Origin of the sequence: Enterococcus sp. DIV1421a (assembly GCF_051711025.1) — a bacterium.
GTDB lineage: Bacteria > Bacillota > Bacilli > Lactobacillales > Enterococcaceae > Enterococcus_B > Enterococcus_B hirae.
Genome location: NZ_JBIOLU010000001.1, coordinates 1,208,124 through 1,224,594, shown reverse-complemented (window position 1 = coordinate 1,224,594; position 16,471 = coordinate 1,208,124). Strand labels below are relative to the sequence as shown.

The following is a 16,471-nucleotide window of genomic DNA, read 5'->3' as shown; positions in this document are numbered from 1 at the left end:
ATTATTTCGACTCCTTCGCTTCATAGATTGCAATTTGTTCTTTAATTGATTGTGGTGCCACTTCAAACATATTTTTTAAGAAATCAGAAACTTTTTGTTTTGGAATCTTATCTGCTTCAGCAATCGCTGCTTTGATTTCCTCTTTTGTTTGTTCAATTACTTGTTCTTCTTTTTCTTCTGACCATAGACCTTTTTCTGTTAGGTAGTTACGGAAACGGATCAATGGATCTTTTTTCTGCCATTCGTCATCTGTTTCTTTTGAACGGTAACGAGTTGGGTCATCTCCTGATAAAGTATGCGGACCATAACGGTAAGTCAATGTCTCAATCAAGACTGGACCATTCCCGTTGATTGCCCAATCACGTGCCATTTTAGATACTGTATAAACTGCTAATGGATCCATACCATCTACTTGGATCCCTGGAATCCCGGCTGCCACAGCTTTTTGCGCTAATGTTTTAGCAGCTGTTTGTTTTTCACGAGGTGTTGAGATCGCAAAGCCATTGTTTTGGATATAAAATACAGCATTTGCATGATAAGCTCCAGCAAAGTTGATTGCTTCATAGAAATCACCTTGAGAAGAGCCGCCGTCACCTGTATAAGTGAAGACCACATTTTTTTTGTTTCGTTTTTTCAATCCTAAAGCCACACCAGCTGCTTGGATGTACTGCGCACCAATAATGATTTGTGGTGGTAGAGCTTTCAATTCTTCTGGATAAAAATTCCCTGCTGCATGTCCTCGTGACCATAAGAAAGCTTGTGCTAAAGGCAATCCGTGTTTTACTAATTGGGGAACATCACGGTAACCAGGAAGTAATACGTCTTCTTTTTCAAAAGCAAATGCACTTGCAAGTTGGCTAGCTTCTTGACCAGCTGTTGGTGCAAAGAATCCTAGACGTCCTTGACGGTTTAAAGCTGTTGAGCGTTGGTCTAATACACGAGACCAAACCATGCTAGTCATTAATTCTACTAATTGTTCATCTGATAAATCAGGAACAAGATCAGGGTTTACTACTTTACCATTTTGGTCAAGCGCTTGGTATACTGGAAAATCTGAATTGACTTCATCTAATAACGCATTAAAGTCTAGTGGTAATTTCTTTTTTGCCATTTGTACACATTCCTCTCTCATCATATAAGAAAATCTCATCTTTCTGCGATTGAAACAGATATATAAACTGTATCAATATCCAACCGTCTTCTTTTATAAATTATCATGGATCATTAAGAAATACAAGCTAAAAGCAAAAAAATTCACGTTTTTAAAAATTTGCAATAATCCGCTTAACCACGCAAATAGTGAACAACATCACAATCAAGAAAGCGGTTTACATCTTTTATACAAAATTAGTCCTGATTTTCTATCTACTCCTCTCTACTGTTATCATTGAATCCGCACATTGTTATACCTTATTCCAACAAACAGAAAAAATTTTTTATTAATTAGTGATTTTCTTTACAATCATCCCTCTTTTAATTTTCTACTATATGTGTATTTTTTTCAATTAAAAAGCAACAGCAAGGAATCTCCTTAACTGTTGCACATGAACCTGCTCTTTTGATCATGAATTAAACGGATAAACGTTTTGCTAATTTTGCCATTTCCGCTTGAAAAAATGGCAGCCTTTCTTCAGTTAAACGACTAAAATTGATACGCAACCCGTTGGTCTCTTCTCCAAACAAAAAACTTGGTGCAATGCCTAACCCTGAGCGGATCAATTCTTCCGCAATATCTCTTGTCAATTGCTGTCCTTTCCACGTAATCCACGCATAGTACCCACCATAAATGGGCCAGACTTCAAAAAAGTTTTGCGTTTTTTCCCATTCAACCAGCGTCAAACTTCTTTTGTATAATTCTTCCCTCACAATGGCGATCTTTGTGCTATAACTTTCTTCAAATACAGTCATCGCCACATTTTGGGGAAAGATGCTCATCGAAAATTCCATCATTTCCTGCGCTTTCGCTAAGCGGTCGATAAAGGAACGCAGCCCAACGATCCAACCTATCTTGGTCGTTTGTCCTAATACCCTAGATAATGAACCGACATATAAGACATTTTCCGGATCAATTGAATGGATCGCAGTTGGTTTATGCTTTTCACTATCATGAAAGGATAAGTCACTAAAAACGTCGTCTTCAATGATCGGTAATTGATAGTTGCGACAAAGGGTCACTAATGCTTCGCGACGTTTTTGGGACATCACTTTCCCTGTTGGATTTTGAAAGTTTGGATTGACTAAGACAGCTTTCAATTTATTTTTCTTGATCAACACTTCTAGCTTATCCAGCTCAATACCTTCGCTATCCATGGGTACACCAAATAGACGAATCCCTGTCGCTTTAAATAAGGACAAACGATAAAAAAACGAAGGCGCTTCTACCGCAATAGCATCACCACTAGATAAAATCGTCTGTAAAATTAGAAAAATAGCCTGTTGACCCCCACTCGTAACTAATAATTGCGTTTTAGTAAAATCAAAATAAAATTTTTCGATCAAGTAATTTTTTATTTTTGCTACTAATGGAAGATAACCTAGACAGGTGATTTGTTGCTCTTTTTCAATAATCTCATTCATTGAGTATGCTGGAAATTGAACGTTTGGTAATAAGTCTGTAGGCATCTCGCTCGAAAATAAATCGAGAAAATAAGGGTTCAGTTTTCCTACTTCGATCATTTTTTCATAACTATCATCGATTTGTTCATAGCGTTGAGAAAATAATTCGCGCCAATTCACTCTCGGGGCAGAATACCGCCCCCATTCGGTTTGATTCACAAAGCGTCCACTGCCTCGGCGACTGATAAGAACGCCAAGATCTCGTAATTCATCCAACGCTCGAACCACAGTGGTGCGATTTGTTTGAAAAATAACTGCCAATTTCCTTTCAGAGGGCAAGGGTACGTTGGGATCTAAATTCCCATTTTCAATATTTTTCATCACCTGATCCATAATTTGTCGATAAATTGGTCTTTGTTTCTTATCTATGACTTCCCACATGTTCTTCTCCATTCCTCTTTCTTCTACTGCCTATTTTATCTTATAAAAAAGGGATCGAAAAGCAAAGAAAAAGCAAAGCATGATGCGAGAGCATCTACTTTGCTTTTTAATAGCTATTAAATGGTATCTCCGTTAAAAATGGAGTTTTTAACAATCACATAATCTACTTTGCGAATAGCTTCAATATCTTTCCCACCCGCATAAGAAATAGAAGATTGTAAATCTTGTTGCATTTCAACCAACGTGTCTTTCAAAGACCCTTTATGTTGGATCCAAATTTTCTTACCTTCTACATTTTTCTTTTCACCTTTTTGAAACTCGGAGGCAGAGCCGAAGTATTCTTTGTACACTACGCCATTTTCCACCATTGTCTCACCAGGCGATTCTTCATGTCCGGCAAATAGCGAACCGATCATAACCATTGTTGCGCCAAAACGAACGGATTTTGCAATATCACCATGGGTACGAATACCCCCATCAGCAATAATCGGTTTTCTGGCAGCTTTCGCACACCATCTTAAGGCAGCAAGTTGCCAACCACCGGTACCAAAACCGGTTTTGATTTTTGTGATACAAACTTTACCAGGTCCGATTCCAACCTTTGTTGCGTCAGCTCCGGCATTTTCTAATTCCCGAACAGCTTCTGGTGTCCCAACGTTTCCTGCAATAACGAACGTTTCTGGTAAATGTTTTTTGATATGTTGGATCATTTCAATCACCGCATTTGAATGACCGTGCGCAATATCAATCGTGATATAATCAGGAACTAAATTTAACTGTGCTAATTCTTCAACAAATGAATATTCTTCTTGTTTTACGCCAACACTGATTGAAGTAATCAATTGTTGCTCCTTCATTTTTTGCACAAAGGGGATTCTTGCTGCTTCATCAAATCGATGCATAATATAGAAGTAACCATTTTCTGCTAAAAATTGTGCAATTGACTCATCGATGATCGTTTGCATATTCGCAGGGACAACAGGCATTTTAAAAGTATGCTTTCCTAGTGTCACTGTCGTGTTACATTCTGAACGGCTACTTACAATACATTTATTAGGAATGAGTTGGATATCTTCGTAATCAAACACTTTCATGGACATGATCCTCCTGATGTTCGAATTCAGTAAAACACGAACATTATTTGCTTTTTGGGTGTTTATTTTTAGCACCTTATGTAATTTACCGTATTTAAACTAAAAAATCAAGGGGAATATAAACAAAAAAATAAAAACTCCTTAATCTGAAATAACACTGTCTAGCCATCAAACTTTTCGACAAATAAACAATCAGCTGTTTGTCGCTTATAGCTACTCAATCTCTACCAGGTGGTTCATTCTTTTGTTGATTTCCAGCTTCTTTTGATTGGTTTGTTTTCTCTTGATCGTTTTTATTCAGAGTTCCGGTTTGAACGAGTGTCTGTTTAGCGCCAGTGATAATGGCATTCAACCTTTTATAAACTTGATTTTGATTATCAGGGTTTTCTTTATCTTTAGATAACTTTGTTTGCGAAATGTTCGAACTTTTTTCTAGCTCTTTTTCTCTATCCTTTTTGAATTTCTCCATACCAGCAAGTACTTTAGGGCTAAAATAGCTTTGCGCTATTTCTTGGATCATTCCAAGTAGAGCTCTATTAGGTTTATTTGATTTTGCAGATTTCGTTTTATTTATTGCGTGTGTCATTACTCCAAGACTATAGCGTTGGGGGTCTAGTTTTAGATTGCCTTTCGCTTCTTTACCATCACTGACATTTTCATACGCTGCTCTATGAGCGTTTAGCTCACTTTCTGGCATTGACGAATTATTGTCCCATTTATTTAGATATCCCATTTTACTCCCCTTTTCGTAGATTCTTAGTGACGTTCCTCGCATCAATATATGTAGAAGTCATTAGCGAACAAGCAACTAATGACTGTTTCATTCAATGTTTTTTCATGTCTATGGTAGGATATTGCCAGCTTCGCGATACAGCGCATACCAGTCTTCACGACTCAGTTCAACGTCTGATGCTTGTGCAATTTCCTTGATTCGCCCTACATTCATCGTTCCTGCAATCACTTGGATATTCGCAGGATGGCGTAAAATCCAAGCTGAAGCTAAACCTGTTGGCGTTGTATGATATTTTTCAGCAAGTTCTGCTAATTTTTGATTCAATTTAGGAAACTTTTCGTTACCGATAAATACCCCTTCAAAAAAACCATATTGATAAGGCGACCATGCTTGGATCGTCATTTCATTCAAACGTGAATAATCCAAGACACTACCATCGTGGTCAACGCTAGCTTCATCTGTCATATTCACATGGATCCCTTGATCAATCATTCCAGAATGTTTCAATCCAAATTGCAATTGGTTGATCAACAAAGGTTGTTTGACGTATTTCTTTAGCAATTCGACTTGCATTGGTTTCTGATTACTTACACCGAAATAACGTACTTTACCTGACTTTTCTAATTCATCGAATGCCTCTGCCACTTCCTCAGGTTCAACTAAGGTATCAGGACGATGTAATAGCAACGCATCAACATAATCCATTTTTAACCGTTTGAGACTACCTTCCACTGATTCAATGATGTGCTTTTTGGAAAAGTCAAACATCACACCAGGAACAATCCCACATTTTGTTTGAACAAATAGCTCTTCTCTCTTTATTGAAGTTTTTGCTAATGCACTAGCAAAGATGGTTTCACATTCTCCACCACCATAGATATCCGCATGGTCAAAAAAATTGATACCGTTATCAAAAGCAGTTTCAATAATACGTTCTGGATGTTCAGCGCCATTAATCCTCATACATCCGAGAATAACCGATGACACCTTTTGATTTGAAGTTCCCAATTGAATCTGTTTCATTAAAATCATTCCTTTCTTTCCCATTAGATTTTAACACATTTACTTCAAAAAGGGGGCAAAAAGAGGCATGCCACTTTTTTCTCAAAAAAGAAAAAATGTTATCCCCCTTTTTGTTGCGCTAGTGATTCTTAGAAAAAACGTTGATTGCTTTCATTCCAATATCTTTCCGATAAAATGTCCCCTTTGTATCTTTTGATTCTAACACGTTGTATATTTTTTCCCTCGCTTCTTCAATTGTTTCCCCATAGGACTCCACTAAGTAGATTCGACCACCTGAACCTTTTAAATTTCCTTTTTCCTCTTGAACACCCGCATAATAGACAGTTACCTCCTCTTCAGGAAAATCGGGCAAATCCATAGCGGTTAAATACTGATTAGGATAACCTTCTGCTGCAACTACAACCCCTAAATGATATCCAGTTTCCTCCCAAATTAAATGAACCGGCTTATGGTCTAACAAATCAGTGATCACTTGCGCCAAGTCACTCTTCAATCGAGGTAAAATGACTTGTGTCTCAGGATCGCCAAATCTCGCATTAAATTCAATCACTTTCGGTCCATCTGAAGTGGCGATCAATCCTGCATACAATACACCGATAAACGGACGACCAATTTCGCTCATCCCCTTAGCTGCAGGTTTTATTACTTTTTCGATCCCCGCTTCAATGATTGCTTCAGAAATGTGAGGTACTGGAGAATAGGCGCCCATCCCTCCAGTATTCGGTCCTTGATCTCCATCATACGCTCGTTTATGATCTTGTGAGATTTCCATTGGATAAACTGCTTCGCCATCCACAAACGCTAACAAAGAGAACTCTTCTCCTTCTAAAAATTCTTCCACAACGATTTGATGTCCACTTTGTCCAAAACGATGTTTTTCCAGCATATCGCTGGCTGCCTGTAACGCTTCGGCTTTTGTCATCGCTACGACCACGCCTTTGCCAGCAGCTAAACCGTCCGCTTTGATCACAATTGGGGCACCCTTCTCTTCGATGTACCATTTGGCTTCAAGATAGTTGGTAAAAGTTTTAGATTCAGCAGTTGGAATCTGACAACGCTCCATCAATTCTTTGGCGAAACTCTTAGATCCTTCAATCAATGCGGCAGCTTTCGTCGGACCAAATATTTTTAACTCTGCTTTTTTAAAATCATCTACGATCCCATTTAGTAATGGAATTTCTGGGCCAACAAAACTCCAAGTAATCGACGCTTTCTTAGCAAACTCGATCAATCCTTGATGATCAGTTTCTTTAATATCAACGATTTTGACCCCATCACGTGTCATGCCAGGATTCCCCGGTGCACAATAAACGTTTTCGACTAGCGGACTTTGTAAGATTTTACTCGCAATCGCATGTTCACGCCCACCAGATCCTATGATCAATATATTCATTTCTTACTCCTTCTATCTTAATGTCTAAAATGACGGACGTTCGTAAAGACCATGGCAATTCCATGTTTATTAGCCATATCAATCGACGCTTGGTCCTTGATACTTCCACCAGGCTGAATGATCGCCTTGATTCCGTGTTTAGCTGCATATTCCACCGAATCATCCATTGGGAAATAAGCATCGCTTGCCAAAACAGCTGCTTGTGCTTTTTCTCCAGCTTGTTCAATCGCAAGTTTGACAGAACCGACACGATTCATTTGTCCTGCACCAATCCCTAGCGTCTGATACCGATTACTTACAACGATCGCATTTGATTTGACGTGCTTAACAGCTTTCCAAGCAAATGCTAATGCAGCCATTTCATCAGATGTTGGCTGACGATCGGTTACTACTTGCCATGTAGTTGGTTCTTCCATTGCTGTATCTTTTTCTTGGACGAGTAAACCTCCAAGAACTGAAACAATTTCATTAGATGCTTTTGTTAATTGCGAGTTAAAGTCAACCGTTAATAATCGTAAATTCTTCTTGGCTTTTAAAACTTCTAGACTTTCTGGTGTATAAGACGGTGCAATGATAATTTCTAAAAAGAGTTTATGCATTTCTTGAGCTGTTGCTAAATCGACTTCCCGATTCAATACCACAATCCCACCAAAAATCGAAACAGGATCTGCTTCATAAGCTGCTAGCCAAGCATCGAAAATCGTGTGAGCTGAGCCAATACCACAAGGATTCATGTGTTTGAGTGCTACGACTGTTGGTTCTTGGTATTCACTCATGATCCGCAAAGCAGCATCTGCATCACGAATATTATTAAAAGATAGTTCTTTTCCATGAAGCTGTTTTGCTTGAGCAATCGAATAACGTTCTGGTAGAGCAGATTGATAAAAGACAGCTTGCTGATGACTATTCTCGCCATAGCGGAGGTCTTGCTTGCGTTCAAAAGTAAGAGTCAATTTTTCCGTCTTTTCTTCCTTCACTTGCTCCGTTAAATATTGAGCAATCAATGCATCATAGGTTGCTGTGTGACGAAATACTTTCGCTGCCAGTTTCTGACGTGTCGCTAGAGAAGTAGTCCCTTGATTTCTCAGTTCATCTAAAACAATTGGATAATCGTTCGGATCAACGATTGCCGTGACAAATTCATGGTTTTTGGCAGCACTACGCAACATACTTGGTCCACCAATATCAATATTTTCAATGGCTTCTTTTTCATTAACATCCGGTTTCATGATTGTTTCTTTGAAAGGATACAAATTGACGCAAACAAAATCAATCGGCAAAATCTCAGAAGCTGCCATTGCATCTCTGTGACTAGCAAGATCACGACGTGCTAATAATCCCCCATGAATCTTAGGATGCAAAGTTTTGACACGTCCGTCCATCATCTCAGGAAAGCCAGTGACATCTTCGATTGCGATGGTTAAGATTCCCGCTTCATCAAGTGCTTTTTTGGTGCCCCCAGTTGAAATAATCTCAATTTCCAAAGCTTGTAATCCCTTGGCAAATTCAACAATTCCTTTTTTATCCGATACACTTAACAATGCTCTAGTCATTTTTTTCTTCCTCCACTTTTTGCATTTCTTTGATGACTGCTTCGATTATTTTAGGATAGGTCTGATGTTCGATTTGATGAATCTTTGCTTCTAAGCTATCCAATGTGTCTTCTTTCGTGATCTCTATGGTTTCTTGGTGAATGATGGGTCCTGTATCTATCCCTTTATCAATGTAATGAATCGTTATACCTGTTTCTTTGACTTTCGCAGCAAACGCATCACGAATCCCATGTAAGCCAGGAAAATCAGGTAAAAGAGAGGGGTGGATATTAATGATCCTTGACTCATAAGCATTCAATAAAGTCGGACCAATAATCCGCATGTATCCTGCTAATACAATGAGTTCAATTTCTTTTTCCACTAGGATCTCTAAAATTTTTTCTTCATATTCTCTTTTAGATGAAAATTCTTTTGGTGAAAAAAAATGAAATGGTACATGTAACTTTTCTGCCCGTTCTAAGACAAAAGCATTCGGCTGGTCACAAAAAAGCCATTCAAAGGTATCTGGCAACTTATTTTCCCGAAAATAGTCAACTAAAGCTTGAAAGTTGCTGCCATTTCCTGAAGCAAATACGGCAATCTTCATTTTTCTTCCTCATCAAACAACACTGCTTTATTTTTTAAGGGAATTACTTCACCGATTCGATAAACCGCTTCTCCTTGCTCGTTGATTTTTCCAATGACTTCATCGACTTGAGAAGCTGCTACTGCTACAACCATGCCAATACCCATATTAAAAATCTCAAACATCTCTTGTTCAGGGATTTCACCTAAACGTTGGAGACAATCAAAAATCGGCAAGCTAGGCCATGAACCTAATTGAATTTGCGCGGCCGTTCCTTCCGGCAACATCCGAGGTATATTTTCTACGAATCCACCACCAGTGATATGTGCCGCACCTTTGATCTTTTGTTCTTTTATGATTGGCAGCAAAGCTGATACATAGATTTTTGTCGGCTTTAACAATTCTCGGTCCAGTGTTTCAGACAGACCCTCTATCTGATCGGTTAATGTGTAACTATTTTGTTCAAAAAACACTTTCCGAACCAATGAATAGCCGTTTGAATGAATCCCGCTAGAAGGTAAGCCTAACAGAACATCACCAACTTCGATTTCACTTCCTGTGATCAATTGCGACTTTTCTGCAACCCCAACTGCAAAACCAGCAAGATCATACTCATTTTCCGCGTACATCCCTGGCATCTCTGCGGTTTCGCCACCGATCAACGCAAGATTACCTGCTACACAACCATCCGCCACGCCAGCGACGACTTTTTCTAATTTTTGTGGATCATTTTTTCCAGTAGCTAAATAGTCTAAGAAATATAAAGGTTCCGCACCTTGAGCTAAAATATCATTGACACACATCGCCACACAATCGATTCCGATTGTTTCATGTTGATCCGCTTCGATGGCTACTAACAATTTTGTTCCTACCCCATCTGTCCCCGATACCAAAACTGGTTCTTTTAATTGGTAAGAACTTAAATCAAAACAGCCACCAAAACTGCCTAAAGCACCCATTACCCCTAGTCGCTCTGTTTTTTTCACGTGTTTTTTGATTCGTTCTACTACTTCATAGCCAGCTTCTACATCCACACCAGCATTCGCATAGGCATTGCTCATGTTACTTCCTCCTTTATTGAAAAAAAGATACTTTTTCTTTCAATGATTCACGGTATTTTTCTTCATAGTCGTATAGAGGTGTCGGATAATCACCATTAAAATAAGCCATACACAACCCAGAATAAGGAGCTGCTTCTTTTAATCCGATTGCTTGGATCAACCCATCCTCACTCAAAAATTCCAATGAATCTGCTTCGATACATTGTCTGATTTCTTCGATACTATGATTCGCTGCAATTAGTTCTTTTCTCGTTTGAATATCAATGCCGTAAAAACAAGGATATTTTAACGGTGGTGAAGCAATTCGTACATGAACCTCTTTTGCTCCTGCTTCTTTTAATAGACGTACGATTCGCCGGCTCGTTGTTCCTCTAACGATCGAATCATCCACCATCACGATTCGTTTGCCTTCAACAACTCCTCTGACAGCCGAAAGTTTCATCCTGACACCCTGTTCCCTTAACGCTGGTGTAGGTTGAATAAAGGTTCTGGCAATGTATTGATTTTTTACTAGTCCAATCTCATAAGGGATGCCACTAGCTTCGGCATAGCCACTGGCTGCTGATAGCGAAGAATTTGGAACACCTACAACCATGTCAGCATCAATTGGCGCTTCCTGTGCTAAATTTCTCCCCATATTTTTACGAGCAGTGTGTACATTGACACCAGCGATATTTGAATCTGGTCGTGCAAAGTAGATATATTCCATGGAACAAATCGCTAACTGGGTTTCGGTCGTATAAGTATCGATCGTGTAGCCTGAGTCATCAATGATCACTACTTCCCCTGGACGAACATCTCGAATAAACCGCGCACCGATGACTTCCAGTGCACAAGTTTCAGAAGCAATCACATATGCACCATTTTTCATTTGACCGATTGCCAAAGGTCGAAAACCATTCGGATCAAGAGCGGCGATCATGGCATCTTCTGTTAAAAGCAAATAGGCAAAACCGCCTTTCACTTCATTTAATGCTTCTTTTAAACGATCGAGTAATGTTGTTTTTTTACTTCGACGAATCAAATGCATCAAAATCTCTGTATCTGAATTGGAATGGAAAATCGCACCGTCTTTTTCTAACGACGTTCTCAATGAACGGGCATTCGTAAGATTACCATTGTGAGCTAGACCGATTGACTGATCATAAAATTTAAATAAAAAGGGTTGGATATTGTCCACACTACCATTACCTGCTGTAGCATAACGCACATGTCCAATCGCTGCTTGTCCAGAGAGTGCAGCTAGCTTTCTTTGATCTTTGAAAACTTCTGAGAGTAAACCTAGATCCCGGTGACCTAATAGTTTCCCTTGATCATTTGAAACGATCCCAGCACCTTCTTGACCACGGTGCTGAAGACTATGAAGCCCAAAATACGTTACGCTAGATGCTTCTTGATGTCCCCAGACACCAAACACCCCACATTCTTCATTTAAACTTTTTACTTCATAAGACATTCGATTGCGTCCTCCCAGCATTTTTTAGCTGTTGTAACAGCTAGATGGATTTCCCCATCACTTGCTTGGATCACGATATTACTTGACTCAGTCACTTTACCGATACAACTTGCTTTTTCGCCCATCAAACGTTCAAATTCCTCGCGATCTTCTGGAAGGATGGTGACCACAAATCTTGATTGTGTCTCTGAAAAAAGTTGTGCTGTCGTCAGATTTACTGTGACATCTAATCCCAATTGGGTACCAAAAGTTGCTTCAGCCAACGCCACAGCCAAACCGCCTTCCGAACAATCATGCGCACTGGTTACCACTCCTGCTTGAATAGCCGCCAGTAGACTTTCTTGGTTTTGTTGTTCCGTCAATAGATCAAAATGCTCGATGTCCCCTTCAATTTTTCCTAATTGCATTTTTTGCAATTCACTACCATTAAAATCGTCATAAGTTTCACCAACAAGATAAATCAAATCATCCGCTATTTTGAAAGATTGAGTGGTGATGTGTTGGTGGTCTTCGATCAATCCGACCATGCCGATCATCGGGGTAGGATAAATCGCTTTGCCATCCGTTTCATTGTATAAAGAAACATTCCCGGAGATCACAGGTGTCGCAAAGACTTCACATGCTTTGGCAATCCCGTCTGCTGATTTGACCAGTTCCCAAAATACTTCTGGTTTATCAGGAGAACCATAATTCAAGCAGTCTGTGATCGCCAATGGACGTCCGCCACTAGCTACAATGTTTCTGGCAGCCTCTGCAACAGCAATTTGGCCACCTATCTCGGGGTTTAAGTAAAGGTAGCGGGCATTACAGTCAGTCGTCATAGCAATTGCTTTTTCAGTTCCACGAATACGCAATACGGCAGCATCACTTCCAGGGGAAACTACTGTATTGGTTTGTACTTGAGAATCATAGGTTTCATAAATCGCATGTTTTGAAGCTATTGTCGGTTGTTTCAATAAATCTAGCAATAATTGATTCGCATCTTCAATGATTGGTTGATATTGCCCTAACTGTTTAAATTTTTCGATTCGAGCGGGTTCTTGCACTGCCTTTTCATAAACAGGTGCATCTTCGGCTAAGGCATCAACTGGTAAGTTAGCTACTTCTTCCCCATGATGGTACAAGCGATACAAGCCATCATCGGTGACTTCTCCAATCGTAACAGCATCCAAATCATATTTTTTAAATAATTCTTTGACTCTTTCCTCTGCCCCAGCTTTTACACAAATCAACATTCGTTCCTGTGATTCTGAAAGCATCATTTCGTAAGGAGTCATATTTGTTTCTCGTTGTGGCACATCGTCTAATGTCAAAATCAAACCAGATCCAGCTTTTGATGCCATTTCCGAACTTGAAGAAACCAATCCAGCAGCGCCCATGTCTTGGATTCCTACTAAAATGTCCGCATGTTCCAGGATCAATTCTAAGCAAGCTTCAAGTAATAGTTTTTCCATAAAAGGATCGCCTACTTGGACTGCGGAACGTTGCTGTTCTTCTTCTTGACTGAACTCTTCTGAAGCAAAAGTCGCACCGTGAATGCCGTCGCGTCCTGTTTTCGCACCGACATACATGATCGAATTACCCACACCAGAAGCTTGCCCTTTTTGAATGTCTTTGTGATCGATCAACCCTACGCACATGGCATTAACTAACGGATTCCCTTCATAACAAGGATCAAACGCTACTTCTCCTCCAACCGTCGGTATTCCGATACAATTACCATACCCAGAAATCCCTGCGACTACTTCTTCCAATAAGTACTTGGTTCGTGGTTGGTCTAACTCGCCAAAACGTAAGGAGTCAAGTAAAGCAATCGGACGTGCACCCATACTGAAAATATCGCGGATGATCCCACCAACACCGGTTGCCGCTCCTTCATAAGGTTCTACTGCTGAAGGGTGATTATGACTTTCCGCTTTAAACACAACTGCTTGACCATCACCGATATCCACGATACCAGCTCCTTCTCCTGGACCTTGAAGAACATGCGGTCCACTTGTTGGGAACTTTCGTAAAATCGGTTTAGAATTTTTGTAAGAACAATGCTCGCTCCACATGACTGAAAACAAACCTGTTTCGGTGTAATTGGGCATTCTCCCCAAAATATCTTCTTCGATCATTCGATATTCTTCGTCTGTCAATCCCCATTCAGTATAAATTTTCTTTTCTTTGATCTCTAAGGGACTTGGTTCATTCCGTGTTTTCATCTTAGACAGTCACCTTTCCAAAATTTTTTAACATCGATGCAAAAAATCGTTTTCCGTCTTCTGATCCTAGTAACGCCTCCATTGCCCGTTCTGGATGAGGCATCATCCCCAACACATTTCCTGCTTTATTGGTGATCCCTGCAATATTTGCGACACTACCATTGATATTCTCAGCGTAAGTAAAAACGATTTGATTATTGGCTTTTAACTCTTGCAACGTTTGATCATCGCAAAAATAATTTCCTTCGCCATGAGCGACAGGCAGCTGAATGATCTCATCGGTGTCATACTCCGAAGTAAAGGCTGTCTGGTTGTTAACTTTCAAAGGAACAGTTTTGCAAATGAAGCGCAAAGAATCATTTTTTCTTAACACGCCTGGAAGAAGACCCGCTTCTGTAAGGATTTGAAACCCATTACATGTACCAAAGACTGGTTTTCCTTCCTCCGCAAAACGAACGACTTCATTCATGATAGCTGAAAAACGCGCAATAGCTCCACACCGCAAGTAATCGCCATAGGAAAAACCACCAGGGAGCAATACGCCGTCATAGCCTTGTAGAGAGGTTTCATCATAACGAACATACTCAGCTTCTACTTCCATAATGTCACGAATTGCCCACAGCATATCCGCATCACAGTTCGAACCAGGAAAGACAATCACGGCAAATTTCATGCTAGATTCCCTCCAATTGTTCGATTTCATAACGATACGTTTCCATGTTGACGTTAGCTAATAGTTTGTCACAAATCCCTTCAATCGTTTCCTCTACTGCGCTAGCTTCTGCTGAAACTTGGATCTCAAAATATTTACCGATTCGGATATCTTCAACAGTTTCATATCCCAAACGATGGACCGCATTTTTCACTGCTTCTCCTTGAGGATCTAATACAGAATCTTTATAGGTGACATAAACTTTTACAAAATACATTTCATTTTCCCCTCTCATAAACCAACTTGTGTTAAACGTGTCAAAACTTCTTGATATACTGGGACAATCTCCCCAATTTTTCGTCGATAAACATCTTTGTCCATGTGTTCGTTTGTTTTCAGATCCCATAATCGACAAGTGTCAGGCGAAATTTCATCTCCTAATACGATTTCGCCCGTAGCTGTTTTCCCAAATTCCAGTTTGAAATCAATTAACTGTAAATCGATTTTCTCAAATAGTTGGATTAACAAATGATTGATTTTTCTAGCCTGTGTCTTTAATTCAGTAATTTCAGCTTCATCTGCAATTTGTAAAAACAGCACATGTTCATCATTGATAAATGGATCATCTAATTGATCGTCTTTGTAATAAAATTCGACAATTGGTGTGGGTAATTTTTGTCCTTCAGGAATTGCCAACCGTTTTGAAAAACTACCAGCTGCACTATTTCTGACTACCACTTCTAAGGGAAGAATATTTAATTTTTTCACTAATTGTTCGTCTTTTCCGATTTGTTGAATAAAGTGATTGGCAATCCCTTGTTCGGATAAATAATGGAAGACTTTACTTGTGATTTGATTGTTCAGTTCCCCTTTTCCATTTACTTGGTCTTTCATCAAGCCATTTAAAGCGGTAGCTTGGTCCAAGTATTCCACCCAAATCACCTGTTCATCTGAAGTATGGTACATTTTTTTGGCTTTTCCTTCATACAGCAAATCTTTCTGTTCCATTTCGACATCTCCTTAAATTCTTGACGATCACAACAAACATTATTTTTTTGTTCGTCTTTTCACTTTAAATTTTAACAAGTGTTTTTATCCTGTTCAATAAAAACATGTACATTTATAGCATTAAAATTGTCTAATGTTCGTGTTTAATCAAAAAATTCTTCCCTGGAAAAATAATAAGCGTTTACACCTATAATAATTGATGCTATAGTAGGATTAGAATGATTCTGGATATTTATTCAAGGAATTCAAGGAGGTAGCGAAATGGAAGAGGCCGCAGTTTGTGCCCAATGTTTTTTAATGGATTTATCGCCCGAGGAAACGTCACGTTTATATAATGACCTGTTGTCTATCAAAGATGTCTACTTATGTAATAAAGATACGAGTTTTTATACCTTCAGAAAAATCCGTCGTGCGGCAAAGCGCCATACTGAGTGTCGAAAGCGCACATTTGAATATCAAACATTTTCTGAACATCAACTCGTGATCAGTCAGATACACGAACAAAAATTATTCAAAAATCATTATCGTATCCAAGTCACTTATGATCAGCAAGAATTTGATTATACTTTTATCGAAGAATTATTGAGTTTGCTTCATACTAAACATTTTAACTATTCCGCTCAAGCCCTTTACGGATAGTTTTCTCATGCTATTATCAAGCAACATCATGAAATGAATCAAAATAGCTAAAAAGAACCCCGACCAGTTGAGTTATCTGTGTCAAGGTTC

At 39.2% G+C, this 16,471-nt stretch carries 15 protein-coding genes; 1 reads left to right on the top strand and 14 read right to left on the bottom strand.

All coding sequences use genetic code 11. From position 1 onward, the window contains the following. Window position 1: 1 nt before the first annotated feature. The 14 genes from pdhA to purC all read right to left on the bottom strand — a co-directional run bounded on the left by pdhA (window position 2) and on the right by purC (window position 15,742). Window positions 2-1,111 carry a pyruvate dehydrogenase (acetyl-transferring) E1 component subunit alpha gene (gene pdhA / locus IGK21_RS05665; RefSeq protein ID WP_010719372.1) on the bottom strand — a complete coding sequence of 370 codons (1,110 nt, stop codon included), beginning with the start codon at window positions 1,109-1,111 and terminating at the stop codon, window positions 2-4. 458 nt (window positions 1,112-1,569) lie between these two features. Next, window positions 1,570-2,997, bottom strand: a complete 1,428-nt coding sequence (locus IGK21_RS05660; RefSeq protein ID WP_181915177.1) for a PLP-dependent aminotransferase family protein — start codon at window positions 2,995-2,997, stop codon at window positions 1,570-1,572. Between the two features lie 116 nt (window positions 2,998-3,113). After that, window positions 3,114-4,091, bottom strand: coding sequence for a GMP reductase (gene guaC / locus IGK21_RS05655; RefSeq protein WP_010719374.1), 978 nt, complete (start codon window positions 4,089-4,091; stop codon window positions 3,114-3,116). 217 nt (window positions 4,092-4,308) lie between these two features. Next, window positions 4,309-4,824, bottom strand: coding sequence for a hypothetical protein (locus IGK21_RS05650; RefSeq protein ID WP_178306012.1), 516 nt, complete (start codon window positions 4,822-4,824; stop codon window positions 4,309-4,311). 108 nt (window positions 4,825-4,932) lie between these two features. Continuing rightward, window positions 4,933-5,847, bottom strand: coding sequence for an aldo/keto reductase (locus IGK21_RS05645; RefSeq protein ID WP_010719376.1), 915 nt, complete (start codon window positions 5,845-5,847; stop codon window positions 4,933-4,935). A 118-nt stretch (window positions 5,848-5,965) separates the two neighbouring features. Further along, complete coding sequence (purD, locus tag IGK21_RS05640) at window positions 5,966-7,240, bottom strand: phosphoribosylamine--glycine ligase (protein ID WP_096709197.1); 1,275 nt, start codon at window positions 7,238-7,240, stop codon at window positions 5,966-5,968. A gap of 17 nt (window positions 7,241-7,257) precedes the next feature. Then, window positions 7,258-8,793, bottom strand: coding sequence for a bifunctional phosphoribosylaminoimidazolecarboxamide formyltransferase/IMP cyclohydrolase (gene purH / locus IGK21_RS05635; RefSeq protein ID WP_034700373.1), 1,536 nt, complete (start codon window positions 8,791-8,793; stop codon window positions 7,258-7,260). Beyond that, a complete protein-coding gene (gene purN, locus IGK21_RS05630; protein ID WP_010719379.1) occupies window positions 8,786-9,379 on the bottom strand; it encodes a phosphoribosylglycinamide formyltransferase in 594 nt (197 codons plus the stop codon). Before purN ends, purH begins: the two co-directional genes overlap by 8 nt. Continuing rightward, window positions 9,376-10,419 (bottom strand): phosphoribosylformylglycinamidine cyclo-ligase, encoded by a 1,044-nt coding sequence (gene purM / locus IGK21_RS05625; RefSeq protein WP_034700371.1) that lies wholly within the window; start codon window positions 10,417-10,419, stop codon window positions 9,376-9,378. The genes purN and purM overlap by 4 nt, the downstream gene beginning before the upstream one ends. Before the next feature lie 13 nt (window positions 10,420-10,432). Next, window positions 10,433-11,875, bottom strand: coding sequence for an amidophosphoribosyltransferase (purF, locus tag IGK21_RS05620; protein WP_034700370.1), 1,443 nt, complete (start codon window positions 11,873-11,875; stop codon window positions 10,433-10,435). Beyond that, complete coding sequence (gene purL, locus IGK21_RS05615) at window positions 11,860-14,082, bottom strand: phosphoribosylformylglycinamidine synthase subunit PurL (protein ID WP_181914933.1); 2,223 nt, start codon at window positions 14,080-14,082, stop codon at window positions 11,860-11,862. Before purL ends, purF begins: the two co-directional genes overlap by 16 nt. 1 nt (window position 14,083) lies before the next feature. Further along, window positions 14,084-14,755, bottom strand: coding sequence for a phosphoribosylformylglycinamidine synthase subunit PurQ (gene purQ, locus IGK21_RS05610; protein WP_034700366.1), 672 nt, complete (start codon window positions 14,753-14,755; stop codon window positions 14,084-14,086). 1 nt (window position 14,756) lies between these two features. Beyond that, window positions 14,757-15,011, bottom strand: coding sequence for a phosphoribosylformylglycinamidine synthase subunit PurS (gene purS / locus IGK21_RS05605; protein ID WP_010737437.1), 255 nt, complete (start codon window positions 15,009-15,011; stop codon window positions 14,757-14,759). A gap of 14 nt (window positions 15,012-15,025) precedes the next feature. After that, window positions 15,026-15,742: a phosphoribosylaminoimidazolesuccinocarboxamide synthase gene (gene purC / locus IGK21_RS05600; protein WP_034700365.1), complete on the bottom strand. Its 717-nt coding sequence runs from the start codon at window positions 15,740-15,742 to the stop codon at window positions 15,026-15,028. 261 nt (window positions 15,743-16,003) lie between these two features. Between purC and IGK21_RS05595 the strand changes: the two genes are divergently transcribed. Further along, on the top strand, window positions 16,004-16,381 hold the full coding sequence (locus tag IGK21_RS05595) for a hypothetical protein (RefSeq protein ID WP_010737435.1): 378 nt from the start codon (window positions 16,004-16,006) through the stop codon (window positions 16,379-16,381). The last annotated feature ends 90 nt before the right edge of the window (window positions 16,382-16,471 follow it).

Excerpts from the sequence above, each read along its gene's own strand:
- pdhA (WP_010719372.1), bottom strand. The coding sequence starts at position 1,111 with ATGGCAAAAAAGAAATTACCACTAGACTTTAATGCGTTATTAGATGAA.
- IGK21_RS05660 (WP_181915177.1), bottom strand. The coding sequence starts at position 2,997 with ATGTGGGAAGTCATAGATAAGAAACAAAGACCAATTTATCGACAAATT.
- guaC (WP_010719374.1), bottom strand. The coding sequence starts at position 4,091 with ATGAAAGTGTTTGATTACGAAGATATCCAACTCATTCCTAATAAATGT.
- IGK21_RS05650 (WP_178306012.1), bottom strand. The coding sequence starts at position 4,824 with ATGGGATATCTAAATAAATGGGACAATAATTCGTCAATGCCAGAAAGT.
- IGK21_RS05645 (WP_010719376.1), bottom strand. The coding sequence starts at position 5,847 with ATGAAACAGATTCAATTGGGAACTTCAAATCAAAAGGTGTCATCGGTT.
- purD (WP_096709197.1), bottom strand. The coding sequence starts at position 7,240 with ATGAATATATTGATCATAGGATCTGGTGGGCGTGAACATGCGATTGCG.
- purH (WP_034700373.1), bottom strand. The coding sequence starts at position 8,793 with ATGACTAGAGCATTGTTAAGTGTATCGGATAAAAAAGGAATTGTTGAA.
- purN (WP_010719379.1), bottom strand. The coding sequence starts at position 9,379 with ATGAAGATTGCCGTATTTGCTTCAGGAAATGGCAGCAACTTTCAAGCT.
- purM (WP_034700371.1), bottom strand. The coding sequence starts at position 10,419 with ATGAGCAATGCCTATGCGAATGCTGGTGTGGATGTAGAAGCTGGCTAT.
- purF (WP_034700370.1), bottom strand. The coding sequence starts at position 11,875 with ATGTCTTATGAAGTAAAAAGTTTAAATGAAGAATGTGGGGTGTTTGGT.
- purL (WP_181914933.1), bottom strand. The coding sequence starts at position 14,082 with ATGAAAACACGGAATGAACCAAGTCCCTTAGAGATCAAAGAAAAGAAA.
- purQ (WP_034700366.1), bottom strand. The coding sequence starts at position 14,755 with ATGAAATTTGCCGTGATTGTCTTTCCTGGTTCGAACTGTGATGCGGAT.
- purS (WP_010737437.1), bottom strand. The coding sequence starts at position 15,011 with ATGTATTTTGTAAAAGTTTATGTCACCTATAAAGATTCTGTATTAGAT.
- purC (WP_034700365.1), bottom strand. The coding sequence starts at position 15,742 with ATGGAACAGAAAGATTTGCTGTATGAAGGAAAAGCCAAAAAAATGTAC.
- IGK21_RS05595 (WP_010737435.1), top strand. The coding sequence starts at position 16,004 with ATGGAAGAGGCCGCAGTTTGTGCCCAATGTTTTTTAATGGATTTATCG.